Source organism: Pseudomonas sp. LS-2 (genome assembly GCF_003605735.1).
Taxonomy (GTDB): Bacteria; Pseudomonadota; Gammaproteobacteria; order Pseudomonadales; family Pseudomonadaceae; genus Aquipseudomonas.
This window is the reverse complement of the sequence record NZ_QXTJ01000009.1, coordinates 101,538-119,004: the sequence shown is the minus strand read 5'-3', so window position 1 is coordinate 119,004 and position 17,467 is coordinate 101,538. Positions and strand designations below refer to the sequence as shown.

General features: G+C 61.1%; 18 protein-coding genes. 5 read left to right on the top strand and 13 right to left on the bottom strand.

Annotated elements, in window-relative coordinates:
* The first annotated feature begins 4 nt into the window (after positions 1–4).
* The 3 genes from holA to D3M70_RS06500 all read left to right on the top strand — a co-directional run bounded on the left by holA (position 5) and on the right by D3M70_RS06500 (position 2,831).
* A complete protein-coding gene (gene holA / locus D3M70_RS06510) occupies positions 5–1,042 on the top strand; it encodes a DNA polymerase III subunit delta (RefSeq protein ID WP_120125040.1) in 1,038 nt (345 codons plus the stop codon).
* A 203-nt stretch (positions 1,043–1,245) separates the two neighbouring features.
* Positions 1,246–1,404 (top strand): alternative ribosome rescue factor ArfA, encoded by a 159-nt coding sequence (arfA, locus tag D3M70_RS06505; protein WP_081569295.1) that lies wholly within the window; start codon positions 1,246–1,248, stop codon positions 1,402–1,404.
* An 89-nt stretch (positions 1,405–1,493) separates the two neighbouring features.
* Complete coding sequence (locus D3M70_RS06500) at positions 1,494–2,831, top strand: lytic murein transglycosylase (protein ID WP_120125039.1); 1,338 nt, start codon at positions 1,494–1,496, stop codon at positions 2,829–2,831.
* A 166-nt stretch (positions 2,832–2,997) separates the two neighbouring features.
* Here D3M70_RS06500 and lipA read toward each other — a convergent pair whose 3' ends face one another.
* The 12 genes from lipA to D3M70_RS06440 form a co-directional block, all read right to left on the bottom strand.
* Complete coding sequence (gene lipA / locus D3M70_RS06495; RefSeq protein WP_120125038.1) at positions 2,998–4,038, bottom strand: lipoyl synthase; 1,041 nt, start codon at positions 4,036–4,038, stop codon at positions 2,998–3,000.
* A 1-nt stretch (position 4,039) separates the two neighbouring features.
* Positions 4,040–4,687, bottom strand: a complete 648-nt coding sequence (gene lipB, locus D3M70_RS06490) for a lipoyl(octanoyl) transferase LipB (RefSeq protein ID WP_120125037.1) — start codon at positions 4,685–4,687, stop codon at positions 4,040–4,042.
* Complete coding sequence (locus tag D3M70_RS06485) at positions 4,687–4,962, bottom strand: DUF493 domain-containing protein (RefSeq protein ID WP_120125036.1); 276 nt, start codon at positions 4,960–4,962, stop codon at positions 4,687–4,689. The genes lipB and D3M70_RS06485 overlap by 1 nt, the downstream gene beginning before the upstream one ends.
* A 98-nt stretch (positions 4,963–5,060) precedes the next feature.
* Complete coding sequence (locus D3M70_RS06480) at positions 5,061–6,221, bottom strand: D-alanyl-D-alanine carboxypeptidase family protein (RefSeq protein ID WP_120125035.1); 1,161 nt, start codon at positions 6,219–6,221, stop codon at positions 5,061–5,063.
* Between the two features lie 196 nt (positions 6,222–6,417).
* Positions 6,418–7,449, bottom strand: coding sequence for a septal ring lytic transglycosylase RlpA family protein (locus tag D3M70_RS06475; RefSeq protein ID WP_120125034.1), 1,032 nt, complete (start codon positions 7,447–7,449; stop codon positions 6,418–6,420).
* Positions 7,449–8,459: a lytic murein transglycosylase B gene (gene mltB / locus D3M70_RS06470; protein ID WP_120125033.1), complete on the bottom strand. Its 1,011-nt coding sequence runs from the start codon at positions 8,457–8,459 to the stop codon at positions 7,449–7,451. Before mltB ends, D3M70_RS06475 begins: the two co-directional genes overlap by 1 nt.
* A gap of 41 nt (positions 8,460–8,500) precedes the next feature.
* The gene (rodA, locus tag D3M70_RS06465; protein WP_062384967.1) at positions 8,501–9,604 is read right to left on the bottom strand and encodes a rod shape-determining protein RodA; all 1,104 of its coding nucleotides are present in this window, start codon (positions 9,602–9,604) and stop codon (positions 8,501–8,503) included.
* A gap of 31 nt (positions 9,605–9,635) precedes the next feature.
* Positions 9,636–11,537: a penicillin-binding protein 2 gene (gene mrdA, locus D3M70_RS06460; protein WP_120125032.1), complete on the bottom strand. Its 1,902-nt coding sequence runs from the start codon at positions 11,535–11,537 to the stop codon at positions 9,636–9,638.
* A gap of 31 nt (positions 11,538–11,568) precedes the next feature.
* Positions 11,569–12,036: a 23S rRNA (pseudouridine(1915)-N(3))-methyltransferase RlmH gene (gene rlmH, locus D3M70_RS06455; RefSeq protein WP_062384870.1), complete on the bottom strand. Its 468-nt coding sequence runs from the start codon at positions 12,034–12,036 to the stop codon at positions 11,569–11,571.
* A 9-nt stretch (positions 12,037–12,045) separates the two neighbouring features.
* On the bottom strand, positions 12,046–12,438 hold the full coding sequence (gene rsfS, locus D3M70_RS06450) for a ribosome silencing factor (RefSeq protein WP_081569285.1): 393 nt from the start codon (positions 12,436–12,438) through the stop codon (positions 12,046–12,048).
* Between the two features lie 16 nt (positions 12,439–12,454).
* The gene (gene nadD / locus D3M70_RS06445) at positions 12,455–13,099 is read right to left on the bottom strand and encodes a nicotinate-nucleotide adenylyltransferase (RefSeq protein WP_120125056.1); all 645 of its coding nucleotides are present in this window, start codon (positions 13,097–13,099) and stop codon (positions 12,455–12,457) included.
* An 82-nt stretch (positions 13,100–13,181) separates the two neighbouring features.
* A complete protein-coding gene (locus tag D3M70_RS06440) occupies positions 13,182–14,450 on the bottom strand; it encodes a glutamate-5-semialdehyde dehydrogenase (RefSeq protein WP_120125031.1) in 1,269 nt (422 codons plus the stop codon).
* A gap of 304 nt (positions 14,451–14,754) precedes the next feature.
* On the opposite strand from D3M70_RS06440, the gene D3M70_RS06435 reads away from it, so the two are divergent.
* Together D3M70_RS06435 and D3M70_RS06430 are read left to right on the top strand one after the other, a co-directional pair.
* Entirely contained in the window at positions 14,755–15,438 is a 684-nt protein-coding gene (locus tag D3M70_RS06435; RefSeq protein WP_120125030.1) for a DNA-3-methyladenine glycosylase, read from the top strand.
* A 3-nt stretch (positions 15,439–15,441) separates the two neighbouring features.
* Positions 15,442–16,758 (top strand): bifunctional DedA family/phosphatase PAP2 family protein, encoded by a 1,317-nt coding sequence (locus tag D3M70_RS06430; RefSeq protein WP_120125029.1) that lies wholly within the window; start codon positions 15,442–15,444, stop codon positions 16,756–16,758.
* A gap of 118 nt (positions 16,759–16,876) precedes the next feature.
* Here the strand turns inward: D3M70_RS06430 and D3M70_RS06425 are convergent, their stop codons facing one another.
* Complete coding sequence (locus D3M70_RS06425; RefSeq protein WP_120125028.1) at positions 16,877–17,467, bottom strand: LON peptidase substrate-binding domain-containing protein; 591 nt, start codon at positions 17,465–17,467, stop codon at positions 16,877–16,879.

Below are 17,467 nucleotides of genomic sequence, written 5' to 3'. Positions count from 1 at the left end.
ACTCATGAAACTCGCCCCCGCCCAACTCTCCAAACACCTGCAAGGTGCTCTGGCGCCCGTCTACATCGTCAGCGGTGACGATCCGCTGCAATGCCAGGAAGCCTGCGACGCCATTCGTGCCGCCGCTCGCCAACAGGGCTTCGATGAACGCCAGGTCTTCAGCGCCGACTCAAGCTTCGACTGGGGCACACTGCTGGAGGCCGGTGCCAGCATGTCGCTGTTCGCAGAACGGCGCCTGCTGGAATTACGCCTGCCCTCTGGAAAACCCGGAGATAAAGGCGCAGCAGCGCTGCTGGAATACTGCAATCGGCCAGCCGAGGACACGTTGCTGCTGATCAGCCTGCCCAAACTCGACGGCTCGGCGCAGAAAACCAAGTGGGGAAAGGCGCTGGTCGAAGGCCCGCAAACCCAGTTCGTGCAGATATGGCCGGTGGACGCCAGTCAGTTGCCGCAGTGGATCCGTCAGCGCCTGGCGCAGTCCGGGCTGGCGGCGAGTCCTGATGCCGTTGAGCTGATCGCTGCTCGGGTTGAGGGCAATCTGCTGGCCGCTGCTCAGGAAATCGAAAAACTCAAGCTGATGGCCGAAGAGGGCCAGATCACCGTCGAAACCGTACAGGCGGCGGTGGCCGACAGTGCGCGCTTTGACGTGTTCGGCCTCACCGACGCGATTCTCAACGGGGAAGCCGCCCATGCGCTGCGAATGCTTGAAGGCCTGCGCGGTGAAGGCGTCGAACCCCCGGTGATTCTCTGGGCGCTGTCTCGAGAGTTGCGGGTACTGGCCAATCTTGCGTTGCAATACAGCCAGGGCGTGCCGCTGGACAAGGCGTTCAGCCAGGCCCGTCCTCCAATCTGGGACAAGCGCAAACCCCTGATGAGCAAAGCCCTGCAACGCCACTCCGCGCGGCGCTGGGGTCAGTTGCTGATGGACGCTCAGCACATCGACGCGCAGATCAAGGGCCAGGCCGAAGGCTCGGTCTGGAGTAGCTTGAGCCGGTTGTCTCTGCTCATGGCCGGACAACGACTGGCGCTGCCGTCGGAGTAGAGAGACATCAGCGACGTAGGAGCGCGCTTGCCCGCGATGTGGGCTGGGGCGTGACAAATTTGCGTCTGACACACCCCCATCGCGGGCAAGCGCGCTCCTACAGGGGTATTCACCGAAACCGATAGCGCAGATCAATTAGACGTCTGTACTCATCTGTTCGATGATCGCCCCCGCTTCACCCATCCCCAGTAGAGAGACCCGCCATGAGCAAGCCAAAGAAACGGCCGAACAAGGCCAAATCCATCATCGCCCAACCACTGTTCCGCAGCCGTCAGGAACAACCCACCAAGGGCAAAGGCAGCTACCGCCGCGAAGCCTTCCAGTCGAGAGATTGGGAGGCTTCTTCCGTTATGGCGGCCTGAAAAACACCTCAGGTTACTGACCGGCGCCCCGACGACAGGGCCGGCATGTTAAGGTCTGCACCTTACGGTTTATACCTGTGGACCCCAGAATGCCCTTTAGCTTTCCCCGTCGCTGGCATGTACGCCAGCTGATCGCCGCCTCCAGCCTTCTCGTGCTGGTCGCTTGCGCGGAGCAACCCACCGCTGCCGTCGCCACCCCTCTCCAAGCCGCTCCCCTGCAAGTCGCAAAGGCTGCACCGCCCGCCTCCAGCGCAGTGGCCCAGCCAGACGATGCCAATTTTGAAATCCAGCCGGCGATGAGCTTCAGCGAATGGCAGACGATGTTCCGCACGCAAGCCTTGAATGCCGGTATTCGCCCCGACGTATTCGACGCTGCCTTCGCGGGCGTGACGCCTGACATGAGTGTGGTCAAGGCTGATCGCAGTCAGCCGGAATTCACCCGCCCGGTCTGGGAATACCTGGACAGCGCGATGTCTGCGGTTCGCGTGCGCAAGGGGCAGGCACTGCTGACTCAATACGCCGACGCCCTGACCACCATCGAGCAACGCTATGGCGTCGACCGTCAGGCGCTGGTGGCAGTCTGGGGCATGGAAAGCAGCTTCGGTCAGTTCCAGGGCACTCAATCGGTGATCCGCTCGCTGGCGACGCTGGCCTACGAGGGTCGTCGTCCCCAGTTCGCGCAGGATCAATTGATCGCCGCCCTTCAGATCATTCAGCACGGCGACATTGATGCGCCAAGCATGCTCGGCTCGTGGGCCGGTGCGATGGGGCAGACGCAGTTCATTCCCACCACTTACAACACCCACGCGGTGGACTTCGACGGCGACGGCCGCCGCGATATCTGGAACTCTCCGCTGGATGCGTTGGCCTCGACCGCGCACTACCTGCAAAGCTCGGGCTGGCAGAAAGGCCAGCCGTGGGGCTTCGAAGTGCAGCTGCGTCAGGGCTTCGACTACGCACTGGCCGATGCTTCAACCCGCAAGACCATCGGAGAATGGCAGCAACTGGGCCTGAAATTGCCCACCGGCGCGGCATTGCCCGCCAATCTGCTGCAACAACAGGCCGCTCTGCTGTTGCCGGCGGGCTACAAGGGCCCTGCGTTTCTGGTGATGGACAACTTCCGCGCGATCCTCAAGTACAACAACTCCTCGTCGTATGCCTTGGGTATCGGCCTGTTGTCCGAGCGTTTCACAGGCGGCGGTTATGTGCTGGGGCAATGGCCACGCGGTGACCGCCCTCTCAGTCGCTCGGAACGGATCGAACTGCAAACCCTGCTCTCCGCCCGCCAATACGACGCCGGCGCCCCTGACGGGATCATCGGCGCCAATACCCGTAAAGCAATCCGCAGCGCTCAGCAGGCGTTTGGCTGGCCAGCGGATGGGTATCCGACGCATGAGCTGCTGAATGGATTACGCGGGAATCAGTGATTCTGTACGAGCGCGCTTGCCCGCGATTGAGACCACTGGGGTTGCCTGACAGACCGCGTGATCGTCTGTTCGCGGGCAAGCGCGCTCCTGCAAAGGCAGCACAACAAAAACGGGCCGGATATTGCTATCCGGCCCGTTTTGCGTTGCACGTCGATAACGTGAGATATCAGCCCGCCGTCAGCAGCGACTTGGTCAGCTTGGCCTGCTCGTCAGCGTGGTACGAAGAACGCACCAGCGGCCCCGACGCAACGTTCTTGAAGCCCATCTTGTAACCCTCCTCGGCGAACCAGGCGAAGGTGTCCGGGTGAACGAAGCGCTGCACCGGCAAGTGGCTGCGCGAAGGCTGCAGATACTGGCCCAGGGTCAGCATGTCGATGTTGTGCTCGCGCATGCGATGCATCACTTCGATCACTTCCTCGTCGGTCTCGCCCAGACCCAGCATCAAACCGGATTTGGTCGGCACGTGAGGGACCATTTCCTTGAAGCGCTTGAGCAGGGTCAGCGACCACTGGTAGTCCGAACCCGGACGCGCGGCCTTGTACAGACGCGGCACGGTTTCCAGGTTGTGGTTGAACACATCTGGAGGGGTCGCGGCCGTGATTTCCAGCGCGATGTCCATGCGGCCACGGTAGTCCGGAACCAGCGTTTCCAGCTGCACGTTCGGCGACAGGGCGCGGATTTCACGGATGCAGTCGGCGAAGTGCTGAGCACCACCGTCGCGCAGGTCGTCGCGGTCTACCGAGGTGATGACCACGTACTTGAGCTTCAGGTCGGCAATGGCAACGGCCAGGTTCTTCGGCTCGTCTGTATCCAGGGCTTTCGGACGGCCATGACCGACGTCGCAGAACGGGCAGCGACGGGTGCAGATGTCGCCCATGATCATGAAGGTCGCGGTGCCACCGGAGAAGCACTCGCCCAGGTTCGGGCAGGAAGCCTCTTCGCAAACGCTGTGCAGCTTGTGTTTGCGCAGCAACGCCTTGATGCGGTCGACTTCGGGCGATACCGGAATGCGGACACGAATCCAGTCCGGCTTCTTCGGCAGTTCAACCGTTGGAATGATCTTCACCGGGATGCGCGCAACTTTTTCCGCGCCGCGCAGCTTCACGCCAGCTTCTACTTTAGGACGTGCAGCGCGCTCTGGCGTTGCCAGGTTCGCTGTCGGGATCAGGGTTTGCACGGCGTCCGCCGTCTCATGCGCAGTAGTCATATCAATCGATTCCGCCCGTTAGGGTCGTCTGCTCAGCGTAGTCGAGGTGTTTGACGAGCTGCGCACGCAGCCGGGCACTTACCTCGGCAAATTCAATCGGGCCTGCCTGTTCGCGCAGCTGGGTCATCGCCAGCCCCGCATACCCGCAGGGATTAATCCGTTTGAAGGGGTTCAGGTCCATGTCGACGTTGAGCGCCAGACCATGAAACGAACAACCGTTACGGATGCGAAGGCCCAGAGAAGCGATTTTCGCCCCATCGACATAGACCCCCGGTGCTTCTGGCTTGGCTGCGGCCGTTACGCCGTAACTGGCCAGCAGATCGATCAGGCTGCGCTCGATCCGGGTCACCAGTTCGCGCACGCCAAAACCCAGGCGACGCACGTCCAGCAACAGATACGCCACAAGCTGTCCGGGGCCATGATAAGTCACTTGACCACCGCGATCGACCTGTACCACCGGAATATCTCCCGGCAGTAACAGATGTTCAGGCTTTCCGGACTGTCCCTGAGTAAAGACCGGAGGGTGTTGCACCAGCCACACTTCATCGGCGGTCTCGCGCGTGCGCCCGTCGGTGAAGCGTTGCATGGCTTGCCAGGTGGGCTCGTAGTCGATCAATCCAAGATCGCGAAAGCCCAGACGCGCATCCATCACAGCACCATGTGTACGACGCCAGTGGCCCGCAGCTCGCTGTTGATGTCGTAGAGCTGATCCTGACCGGTCGCGACAATGTGCAACTGCAAGGTGGTGTACTTGCCGTTGCTGCTTTGGCGCTCGGCCTGTTTCTCATCAAGGATCGTGGCGTGCTTCTTGACGATCGCGATGACTTTCTCGGTGAAGCCCGCGCCCGTGTCGCCGATGATCTTGATCGGGTAATCGGCGCAGGGGAATTCGATTTTCGGTGCTTTTACTTCGGTATCTGTCATGGCAGTAACGGCCTCGTAAGCCGGAAAACGGACAGTCCCCCACCGCGATCAGCGGCAGGGGCGTACGGAGCGACGATCAATGAACGATCAATTTCTGATCAGTTGAACAGACCGTAGAAGAACATGCGGATGCTATCCCACAGGCGACGGAAGATACCACCTTCCTCGACCGCGTCCATTGCGATGAGATTAGCGCTATGCACGACTTTGTCGTCAAGTTTGACCTCGACCTTGCCGATTACGTCGCCTTTGGCGATAGGCGCAACCAGTTGCGGATTCATGGTCATGCTGGCGGCCAGCTTCTTCATCTCGCCTTTTGGCATGGTCAGGGTCAGGTCTTCAGCCAGGCCGGCCTTGACCTGATGCTCTGCGCCTTTCCAGACCGGCGCCTGAGCCAGCTCGGTGCCCTTCTGATAGAAGGTCTGGGTTTCGAAGAAGCGGAAACCGTAGGTCAGCAGCTTCTGGGTTTCGGCGGCACGAGCCTGTTCGCTGTTGGTACCGAAGACCACGGCGATCAGACGCATGCCGTCACGCACGGCCGAAGACACCATGCAGTAGCCGGCTTCTTCGGTGTGCCCGGTTTTCAGACCATCGACGGTCTTGTCACGCCACAGCAGCAAGTTGCGGTTCGGTTGCTTGATGCCGTTCCAGAAGAACTCTTTCTGCGAGTAGATCGCGTAGTGAGCCGGGTCTTCGTGGATGATCGCGCGCGCCAGGATCGCCATGTCATGGGCGGTAGCGTAGTGATCAGGGTTCGGCAGGCCAGTCGGGTTCATGAAGTGGCTGTTGACCATGCCCAGGTCGCCGGCGGTTTTGTTCATCATGTCAGCAAATGCATCTTCGCTACCGGCGATGTGCTCCGAGAGCGCAACGCTGGCGTCGTTGCCCGACTGAATGATGATGCCGTGCAGCAGGTCGCTGACGCTGACCTGGCTGCCGACCTTGAGGAACATCCGCGAACCGCCGGTACGCCAGGCGTTTTCGCTGATGGTCACAGGATCGTTTTCGCCGATCTGACCACGACGGATTTCCAGAGTGGCGATGTAAGCGGTCATCAGCTTGGTCAGACTCGCCGGCGGGAGGCGCTGGTCACCGTTGTTTTCGACCAGAACGTTGCCACTGTTGGCATCCATCAGCACATAAGCCTTGGCAGCCAGCTGAGGCGCCGATGGCGTCATCTGTTCCACTGCGAACGCAGCAGGTGCGGTGAATAGCGGGATAAGCAGGCAAAGGCGTTTTGCAAAGGTGGTGATGTTCATCCGTCTCTCGAAAATGCTAATGGGCAAACATGCCCTCGCGGGCAAAGCGGTGGTGCCAGGCTACCCCGGCAAACGGGCTCACATTCTACAGATGAACCCGTGAAAAGCTGCTGACAACGCTTGCTCTGGCGGCAAGTCGCTTGCCAGGCAGTTTTGATTCGTCCTCGTTGCCGAGGAACGAATCACTGTTGCGATGTTACTGATCCGATGTCACGACGCTTGGCGAACCCAGATTGGCCGACCTCACGCTGTTTTGCAGTTGCTGGGCTTCACCCGGCGTGTCGACCGGCCCCATCCGCACGCGATAGAGCGTCTGTTGATTGCGCGCTATCGAGCTCACGAAAACCGGGGCCCGCACCATCCCGCTCAGTTTGGACCTCAGGAGTTCCGCAGCGTCCGGGTTGGCGAAGGCTCCCACCTGGAGAAACAGCCCAGACGCTGGTCCGGAAGCGTTTTTTTTTGCGTCGATCGGAACCGGCGAAACCGGGGCGGCGTGTTGAGCCGGTGGTGGCGTCCATTGTTCGATTGTGCCCGCCGAAGCGGTGATCACCGGCGCTGCAACCGGCGCCTGCCGAGGCGGTGGATTGCTCGCGACCTGAGGCTGATCGAGCATCAACGGCGCAGGTTTGCCCCGCTGAGCCCAGTATTGCGCAGGGTCGATACCTTCGACTTTCACCCGCGCCGTACCGATTTCGGCGTAGCCGAGTTTCTTGGCGGCAGCGTAGGACAAGTCGATGATGCGATCGGAGTAAAACGGCCCACGGTCGTTGACCCGCAGGATCACAGTGCGGTTGTTGTCCAGATTGGTGACACGCACATAGCTGGGCAGCGGCAGCGTCTTGTGCGCCGCGCTCATGCCATACAGGTCATAAACTTCGCCGTTGGCGGTGTTCTGGCCGTGAAACTTGGTGCCATACCAGGACGCGGTGCCGGTCGCGATGTAATTGCTGGAGTTGCTGAGCGGGAAGTAGGTCTTGCCCAGCACGGTATAAGGGTTGGCCTTGTAGGGGCCGGTGTGCAGCGTCGGCACGGCATCCGGGATGCGTGAGACGTCGACATCCCACCAGGGCGCACCATCTTTATGCGCACGGTTGATATCCAGTCCCGGCTGCGCACGGATGATATTGCCCTGCTGTGTCGGTCGACTGTTGGAGCAACTGACGACCAGCAATGCCAGCGCTGCGAAGGCCATCAGCTTCAATGGTTGTTGCATCGGCAATGACCGCATTACTTGACGCCCCGAGCTTGAACAAGCATTTCAGACAGCTGATGCACGGCCATGGCGTACATCACACTGCGGTTGTAACGCGTGATTGCGTAAAAATTCTTCAGACCCATCCAGTATTCAGGGCCGCTGTCGCCTTCCAGGCGAAAAGCCGTGACCGGCATATCATCGCGCAGCGCATCATGACTCGCCCACCCCAAGGCTCGCAACTCCCCAACGGTCTTGACCGGCTCGATTCCGGGACTCAAACCCTCGTCGACATGATCGCCTTGCACGCTTGCCCGACTGACCACAGACTCCCCCGCGACCCAACCATGGCGTTTGAAATAACTGGCGACGCTGCCAATTGCGTCATCAGGATCGTTCCAGATATTGATATGGCCGTCCCCGTCAAAATCCACCGCGTAAGCCCGGAAACTGCTCGGCATGAACTGCGGCAATCCCATCGCCCCGGCGTAAGAGCCCTTCAACGTCAACGGATCGACCTGCTCCTCGCGAGACAGCAACAAAAACTCGCGCAGCTCCTTGCGAAAAAATTCCGCTCGGGGAGGATAGTCGAAACCTAGCGTCGATAATGCGTCGATTACCCGGTAATTTCCGGTATTGCGCCCAAAAAATGTTTCAACTCCGATAATCGCGACGATCACTTGAGCCGGTACGCCGTACTCCTGCTCGGCGCGGGACAGTGCTGCTTCATGCTGTCGCCAGAAGTCCACACCCCGCGCGATGCGCGCATCGGTCAGGAACATCGGGCGGTAATCCTTCCACGGCTTGACCCGCTCGGCTGGCCGCGAAATGGCATCGAGAATCGACTGCTTGCGCTGTACATCCCGGAACAATTCAATCAATTGCTCACCGGCGAATCCGTAATCGCGAGTCATATCGCTGACAAACTGGGCGACTTGGGGCGAGCCCTCATAGTCACCGGCAAGCGACTCCTGCGCTGACCCCAGGATGCCCATCAGACCGACCAGCGGCGCATATCGAGCAGCCCAGCCACGCACTACTTGCATTGAGTTCCTGACCTTTAAACCTGACTGGTTAATCACTGTAATCAAACCTGAGCGATCCATTTTCGATGTGTATGGATCGACATCAAAACCCCAAACGCTGACAGCAGCGTCACCAGCGAAGTTCCGCCGTAGCTAATGAAGGGCAATGGCACCCCCACGACCGGCAACAGACCGCTGACCATACCGATGTTGACGAAAACATAAACAAAAAACGTCATGGTCAGGCTGCCCGCGAGCAGCTTGCCGTAGAGCGTCTGCGCCTGTGCGGTGATCACCAGCCCGCGACCGATCAACAGCAGATAGATAAGAAGCAGCGCACAGATGCCCACCAGGCCGAACTCTTCGCCCAGAACCGCGATGATGAAGTCGGTGTGGCTTTCGGGCAGGAAGTCCAGATGAGACTGGGTACCCAGCAGCCAGCCCTTGCCGAACACACCGCCCGAGCCGATGGCCGCTTTGGACTGAATGATGTTCCAGCCGGTGCCCAGCGGATCGCTCTCTGGGTCAAGGAACGTCAGGATCCGCTGCTTTTGGTAGTCGTGCATGAAGAAGAACCACATCGCCACCGCGACCGGCACCGCCGCGGCGATCACGCCGATGATCCAGCGCCAGCGCAGGCCGGCCATGAACAGCACGAAGGTCCCGGAGGCCAGAATCAGCAGCGAAGTACCGAGGTCCGGCTGGCGCACAATGAGGATGAACGGCAGCCCGATCAGCCCGAGACTGACCGCGACGTGCTTCAGATGCGGTGGCAGCGTGCGCTTGGACAGGTACCAGGCGATGGTCGCCGGCATGATGATCTTCATGAATTCCGAGGGCTGGAAGCGAATCACCCCCGGAATGTTGATCCAGCGCGTTGCACCCATGGCGTTGTGGCCCATGACGTCCACCGCCACCAGCAGCAGAACGCCGAAGACGTAGGCGATTGGCACCCAGCGCGCCATGAAGCGAGGCTCCAGCTGGGCGATGACGAACATCGACACCAGCCCGATACCGAAGGAGGTCGCTTGCTTGATCAGCAAGTCCCAGCTCTTGCCGCTGGCCGAATAAAGGACGAACAGGCTGCCGGCGGCCAGCGTCAGCAGCAGGATCAGCAGCGGGCCGTCCACATGGATTTTCTGCAGGAAGGTGGCGCGACGGCGCATCACATCTTCGCTGGAGAGGATGCGGTCGAAATTACTCTTCACGGGCCGCGGTCTCCGGAGGCAGTGTATTGCTGGCGTATTCGGGTTTCAGATGGCCTTGAGGATCCAACAGCCAGGCATCCATGACCTGACGAACGACGGGCGCTGCCACCCCCGAACCGGACTCGCCGTTCTCGATCATCACAGCGACGACGATTTTCGGGTTATCGGCCGGCGCGAAACCCACGAACAACGCGTGGTCGCGGTGGCGCTCCTGCACTTTCGAGCGATCGTATTTTTCGCCCTGACGAATCGCCACGACCTGCGCCGTCCCGCTTTTGCCCGCGATTCGATATTGCGCGCCGATAGCCGCCTTTCGTGCAGTACCGCGAGCGCCGTGCATCACCTGCTGCATGCCGTGGTTGACCTTGCCCCAGTCGGACGGATCACGCAGGACGATATCGGGCATCGGGTTTTCGTCCACCGGCTTCTGCCCCTCGATGGTTCTGGCCAGGTGCGGACGATTCCACTTGCCCTTGTTCGCCACCAGCGCAGTGGCTTGAGCCAGTTGCAGGGGTGTGGCCTGCATGTAGCCCTGGCCGATCCCCAGAATCAGCGTTTCGCCCGGGAACCAGGCCTGGCGGCGGGTGATGCGCTTCCAGTCGCGGGACGGCATCAGGCCCGGCGACTCCTCGAACATGTCCAGCGAGACCTTCTGTCCGATGCCGAACTTGTTCAGGTAGGTGGATAGCCGATCGATGCCGACCTTGTGCGCCAGATCGTAGAAGTAGGTGTCATTGGAACGCATGATGGCGGTGTCCAGATCGACCCAGCCGTCTCCCGTGCGGTTCCAGTTACGGTACTTGTGGTCGTAATTGGGCAGCATGTAATAGCCGGGGTCGAACACCCGGGTGCTGGCGGTCACGACACCGGTATCGAGACCGGCGATGGCGACGGCAGGCTTGATGGTCGAACCCGGTGGATACAAGCCGCGCAGAATCCGGTTGAACAGCGGCCGGTCCACCGAATCGCGAAGTTCGGAGTACGCCTTGAAGCTGATACCGGTGACGAACAGGTTCGGGTCGAAACTCGGCTGACTGACCATAGCCAGCACTTCGCCCGTGTTCGGGTCCAGCGCCACGACAGCGCCGCGCCTGCCGCCCAGTGCAGCTTCGGCGGCTTCCTGAAGTTGAATGTCGAGGCTGAGCACGATGTCCTTGCCCGGCACCGGATCGGTCCGTTTCAAGACCCGCAGCACTCGGCCACGGGCGTTGGTCTCGACCTCTTCGTAGCCGACCTGGCCGTGCAGTTCAGGCTCGTAGAAGCGCTCGATACCGGTCTTGCCCATGTGGTGGGTGCCGCTGTAATTCACGGGATCGAGGCTTTTCAGTTCTTTCTCGTTGATCCGCCCCATGTAGCCCACCGAGTGCGCAAAATGAGCGCCCTGCGGGTAATGTCGAATCAGCTGCGCCACCACTTCAACGCCCGGCAGGCGGAACTGGTTGACTGCGATCCGGGCAATCTGCTCTTCGGTCAGCTCGAAAAGGATCGGCACCGGCTCGAACGGGCGACGGCCCTGCTTCATGCGCTTTTCGAAGATGATCCGGTCATCGGGGGTCAGCTCGAGCACTTCGATGATCGTGTCCAGGACCTGGGCCCAGTCACCGCCCGAGCGTTCGCGGGTCATGCTCAAGTTGAAACTGGGGCGGTTATCGGCGATGACCACGCCGTTTCGGTCGAAGATCAAGCCGCGGCTGGGCGGAATCGGCTGCACATGAACCCTGTTGTTCTCCGACAGGGTCGAGTGATAGTCGTACTGGATCACCTGCAGGAAATACAGCCGAGCAACCAACACGCAGATCAGCACGATGACGGCCACGGCACCGACCACGACTCGGCTGCGCACCAGGCGTGCGTCCTTTTCGTGGTCTTTGAGGCGAATCGGCTGAGACATTTAGGGCGTGTTCACAGTGAAGGCAGCGGCGCTACTTGTGATAAGGGTGACCGGACAACACGGTCCAGGCACGATAAATCTGCTCACCGATGAGGATGCGCACCAACGGGTGCGGCAACGTCAAGGGTGACAACGACCAACGCTGCTCGGCACGGGCACAGACTTCCGGCGCCAACCCCTCGGGGCCGCCGACCATCAGGTTCACCGTGCGCGAATCGAGGCGCCAGCGATCGAGCTCGACCGACAGCTGCTCGGTACTCCACGGTTTACCGTGAACCTCGAGGGTGACGATCCGCTCACCCGGCTGCACCTTCGCCAGCATGGCCTCACCCTCCTGACGGATCAGGCGTGCCACGTCGGCGTTCTTGCCTCGGGTATTGAGCGGAATCTCTACCAGTTCCAGGGCCAGTTCGGATGGCAGACGCTTGGCATACTCATGCCACCCCTCTTCCACCCACTTGGGCATGCGTGAACCGACAGCAATCAGACGCAGACGCACGATGAGCCCTTATTCGTTGCCTGGCGTGTGATGCGCACCGCTGGCTGCACGGCTCTGTTCGGCGCCCTGCCACAGACGTTCCAGGTCATAGAACTGGCGGGCAGCGGCGGTCATCATGTGCACGATCACGTCACCCAGGTCCAGCAGCACCCAGTCGCTTTCGCCCTTGCCTTCTTCGCCCAGCGGCTGTGCGCCCTTGGCCTTGACGTTCTCGCGAACCTTGTCGAGCATCGCGTTGATCTGACGGTTCGACGTACCGGTGGCGATCACCATGTAGTCGGTCAGGCTGTGCTTGTCTTTGACGTCGATGACCAGGATGTCCTGAGCCTTGACGTCTTCCAGCGCGGCCTTGGTCAGTTCAACCAGCTCTTCGCCGGAAACGGAAATTTTTTGCTTTGTCATAAAAAACTCATTCAGTTCAATTGGGCGCACGGTACAGTCCGTGCGCCTCGATGTAGGCCAGTACTGCGTCTGGCACCAGAAAACGTACCGACTTCCCGCTGGCCAGCAGTTGGCGGATCTGGGTGGCAGACACCGAGAGCGGTGTCTGCCAGACGAATGTAATGTGTCCGCCAGGCCCCTTCAGGGCTTTCGGATCGCTGACTGCGCGCGCCGCCAGCAGGTTACGCATGGCGTCCGGCGACTCGCTGTCGGCGTCCGGGCGTTGCAGCACCACGATATGGCAGTGCTCCAGCAACTCTTCCCAACGATGCCAGGTCGGCAGCCCGCAAAAGGCGTCCCATCCCAGCAACAAGAACAGCTGGTCATCGGGCGCCAGTTCAGCGCGCATCGATTCCAGCGTGTCGATGGTATACGACGGTTTGTCCCGCAATAGTTCGCGGTCGTCCACCGTCAATGGCGATACCCCCTGTACCGCGCTCCGGACCATTGCCAATCGGTCCTGCGCAGATACGCCCGGCATATCGCGATGAGGCGGCCTGGCGCTGGGCGTCAGACGCAACTCATCGAGCTCAAGCAGCGCGGCGACTTCCAGCGCGCCGCGCAAATGGCCAATGTGCACCGGGTCGAAAGTGCCGCCCAGCATGCCGATACGTTTCGGCATGCGTGCAGCCTGGCCCGATTTGCCGGCCACTTCGCTCACCGTACTTGCACTCTTGCCTGTGTGCCGGCGGCTATCGGCCAAGTCAGGCCTGACCGCGCAACTGGGTGCCGTCGCCCACGACGACGTATTTCTCACAGGTCAGGCCTTCCAGCCCTACCGGGCCACGGGCGTGAATCTTGTCGGTGGAAATCCCGATTTCCGCGCCCAGACCGTACTCGAAGCCATCGGCAAAACAGGTCGGTGCGTTGACCATCACCGAGCTGGAGTCGACTTCGGCCATGAAGCGGCGAGTCTGAGCCTGAGAATCGGAGACGATGGCGTCGCTGTGATGCGAACCGTAGTGGTTGATGTGCTCGATGGCCTGATCCAGACCGGTCACGATGCGGATCGACAGGATCGGCGCCAGGTATTCGGTGTGCCAGTCTTCTTCGGTCGCCGGGATCGCGTCGATCAAGTCGCGGGTACGCTCGCAACCACGCAACTCGACGCCCTTCTCGCGGAACTGCCCTGCCATCTGCGGGAGGAAATCCGCGGCAATCGCCTGATCCACCAACAGGGTTTCCATGGCGCCGCAGATGCCGTAGCGGTAGGTCTTGGCGTTGAAACTGATGCGCTGCGCCGCGACCAGATCGGCATGGGCACTGACATAAACGTGGCAGATGCCATCCAGATGCTTGATCACCGGCACCCTGGCTTCACGACTGACGCGCTCGATCAACCCCTTGCCACCGCGAGGAACGATGACGTCCACATACTCGGGCATGGTGATCAGTGCGCCAACGGCGGCGCGATCCGTGGTTTCGACCACTTGCACAACAGCAGCGGGCAGACCGGCTTCAGCCAGTCCCCGCTGAACGCAGGCGGCGATGGCACGATTGGAGTGGATGGCTTCGGAGCCGCCGCGCAGGATGGTCGCATTACCGGACTTGAGGCACAGGCTGGCAGCGTCGATGGTCACGTTCGGGCGCGACTCATAGATGATGCCGACCACGCCCAGCGGCACGCGCATCTTGCCGACCTGGATGCCCGAGGGCTGGAAGTTCATGTCGCGCAGGGTACCGACGGGGTCAGGCAGACTGGCGACCTGACGCAAACCGGCGATCATGCTGTCGATGCGAGCCGGGGTCAGGGCCAGGCGCTCAAGCAGGGCAGGTTCGAGACCATTGACGCGGCCAGCGACCAGATCCTGCTCGTTGGCGGCGGTGAGTTCGTCACGGGCAGCGTCCAGCGCGGCAGCGGTAGCCGCCAGCGCGCGGTTTTTCTGCGCGGTACTGGCGCGACCGATCACGCGCGAAGCTTCGCGGGCGGCGCGACCCAGACGGGTCATGTAGTCAAGAACGGACTCAGTCATGGTCTCATGAGGTCTTGGCAGAGAGGAAAGCGGCCGATTATAGCTGCCGGGCGTGACGAACGACAGCGGCGACAGGCGGATGGTCGATATAAGCCGGATTTGTTGGGTGAAACCCACTCTCTCAGGTGTAGGAGCGCGCTTGCCCGCGATACGATCGGCCTGCGCGGGGCGCGTTGCCTGACAACACGCCATCGCGGGCAAGCGCGCTTGTACAAAGAAACCATGCAGAAGCTCCCTCGCCATTCAGCTGCAATTAAGCCCGAGATTGCTATCATCGCCAGCCGCCCCTGGACTTTATCAAGCCATGCCCGACCAGCCATCCCGCGCTCTCCCCGACAGTTTCTTCAACCGCGATGCGCAGACGCTCGCCCGGGACTTGCTGGGCAAGGTCGTTCGGCACAAGGTCGGTGAATTATGGCTATCGGCGCGCATCATAGAGACCGAAGCCTACTACCTCGAGGAAAAAGGCAGCCATGCATCCCTCGGCTACACGGAAAAGCGTAAGGCTTTGTTTCTGGATGGCGGCCACATCTATATGTACTACGCACGGGGCGGCGACTCGCTGAACTTCAGCGCGGGCGGACCGGGCAACGCAGTGCTGATCAAATCGGCCTACCCGTGGGTCGATGCCTTCTCGGACCAGAACAGTCTGGCGCAGATGCAATTGAACAACCCCGACGCGAGCGGTAATCTGCGCCCGCCCGAGCGGCTGTGTGCCGGCCAGACACTGCTGTGCAAAGCCTTGGGCCTCAAAGTACCCATGTGGGATGCCAAGCGTTTCGACCCTGAGCAAATCTTTGTCGAAGACGTCGGCTCTCCCCCCTCGCAGATCATCCAGACCACCCGACTGGGCATTCCCGCCGGACGCGACGAACACCTGATGTACCGCTTCGTGGATGCGGGCTATGCGCGCTTCTGTACGCGGAACCCGGTTCGTCGCGGGCAAGTCGAAGGTCGCGATTACCTCATCATCGAGCAAGGAAACTGACCCATGGGCGCATGGCTCGACAGCATCACTGCGTGGCTGACCGTCAACCCGTCGTGGCTCGGCGCGGCGATCTTTCTGGTTTCGTGCCTGGAATGCCTGGCGATTGCCGGAATCATCGTACCCGGCACCGTGGCGCTGTTCGCCATCGCGGCACTGGCTGGCAGCGGCATCCTGCCGTTGAGTGAGGCCTTGTTGCTGGGCTTTCTGGGGGGCTTGCTCGGCGACTTCGTTTCCTACTTTCTGGGGCGACGTTTCCACCAGAACATCCGCCGCCTGCCTGGCTTGCGCCATCATCCGGAATGGATGAGCGGCGCCGAAACCTATTTCCAGCGGTACGGCATCGCCAGCCTGCTGGTGGGACGCTTCATCGGGCCGCTGCGCCCGATGCTGCCCATGGTCGCCGGCATGTGCGACATGCCGTTCGTGCGCTTCGCCGGGGTCAGCGTGATCGCTGCGGCGGGCTGGTCGTTCGCCTACATTCTGCCGGGCTGGGCGGCGGGCGCGGTGATTCGTCTACCGCTGCCGGAGGGCTTCTGGCCAGAAGCTGCCGTCGTTGCCGCAGGGCTTGCCATGCTTCTGGGTGTGGCGATTCAGAGCAGCCTGCGGGCCAAGCGCTACGCCACCAAATTGATCGCCCTGACCTGCCTGATCATGTTGATCGCGGTGTTTCTGGGCTGGCCGTATCTGACCCATCTGGACCAGGGCGTAATGACGCTGGTGCAGGAGCATCGAAGCGCAGCAGCGGAAAATTTCGTGGTGCTGGTTACGGGTCTCGGCGATTTCAGAACTCAGTTCTATGCGGCCGGGCTGTTGTTGATCATTCTGTTGGTCACGCGACAGTGGCGACACGCGATCTTCGCCTGCGCAACGACCCTTGGGTCGGCGGTCATCAACCAAGGCATGAAACAGACCTTCGCTCGCGCACGCCCGGAAGTGCTCGCCGAACCGCTGACCACCTACAGCATGCCGAGTGGACATTCTTCTGCGTCGTTTGCGCTGTTCATGACCCTGGCCGTGCTGGCCGGTCGCGGGCAGCCTGTGCGGTTGCGGCTGACTTGGCTGTTACTGGGCGTGATCCCTGCGGCGTCGATTGCCATGTCGCGCGTCTATCTGGGAGTTCACTGGCCAACCGACGTGCTGGCGGGGATGTTGCTGGCGTTCTTCGCCTGTGCCGCAAGCCTGTCCTTCGTGCAAAACAAGCAAACACTGCCCGCCCTGCCGCTGCGTGTGTGGTGGCTGCTGCTACCGGCGATGGTCGCGCTGCTGGGCGGGTTTGCCTTTAACTCGCTGACCCATGGGCTGATTCGGTATGAGTATTGAATCTACGAGCAGGGATGTCATACACATGACCTGTAGCAGTCCGGCTTGCCGGCGTTGGCGATTCCAGATACGCAACCGCCGGCAAGCCGGACTGCTACAGATTCCGTGTTGAGCCTGATCAAGCCTGCATGTCGCCCTGCATCTCGTCCAACAGATCCTGAATGGCATCGAGCCGCTCTTCGGCGTCGTCGATTTCTAGCAGCTCGATCTTGTCTTCTTCGGCGAACGGCAGCAGGTAGGCCAGTTGATTGGCCAGCGACTGCTGACCGCTGGCGGTCAGCCCCATATTCAACGCGGCCACCATCGGGTGCTCGGCGAGCGCGGCCAGCAACGCGACCAGATCCTCGTCCTCTTCCTGAAGCGGCTTCTCGTCGGGGTCTTCCAGCCATTCGACCTCGGCGATCAACAGGTTGTCCCGCTGAACCTGGGCCTCGACCACGCGAAACCGCCGGCCGCCCACGACCCGGATGCCGAGCAGGCCGTTGTCCTGTTGCTGGAAGTCGGTGACCAGCGCTTCGCAACCGATCTGCGAAAACCCTTCCGGCACATCACCCACCTCACTGCCTTCAGTGATGCAGACCACACCGAAACCCTCGCCCTGTTTCATGCAGCGGCTAATCATGTCCAGGTAGCGCGCCTCGAAAATCTGCAAATCGAGGACACACCCCGGAAACAGCACAGCGTTCAGCGGAAACAACGGCAACGACAT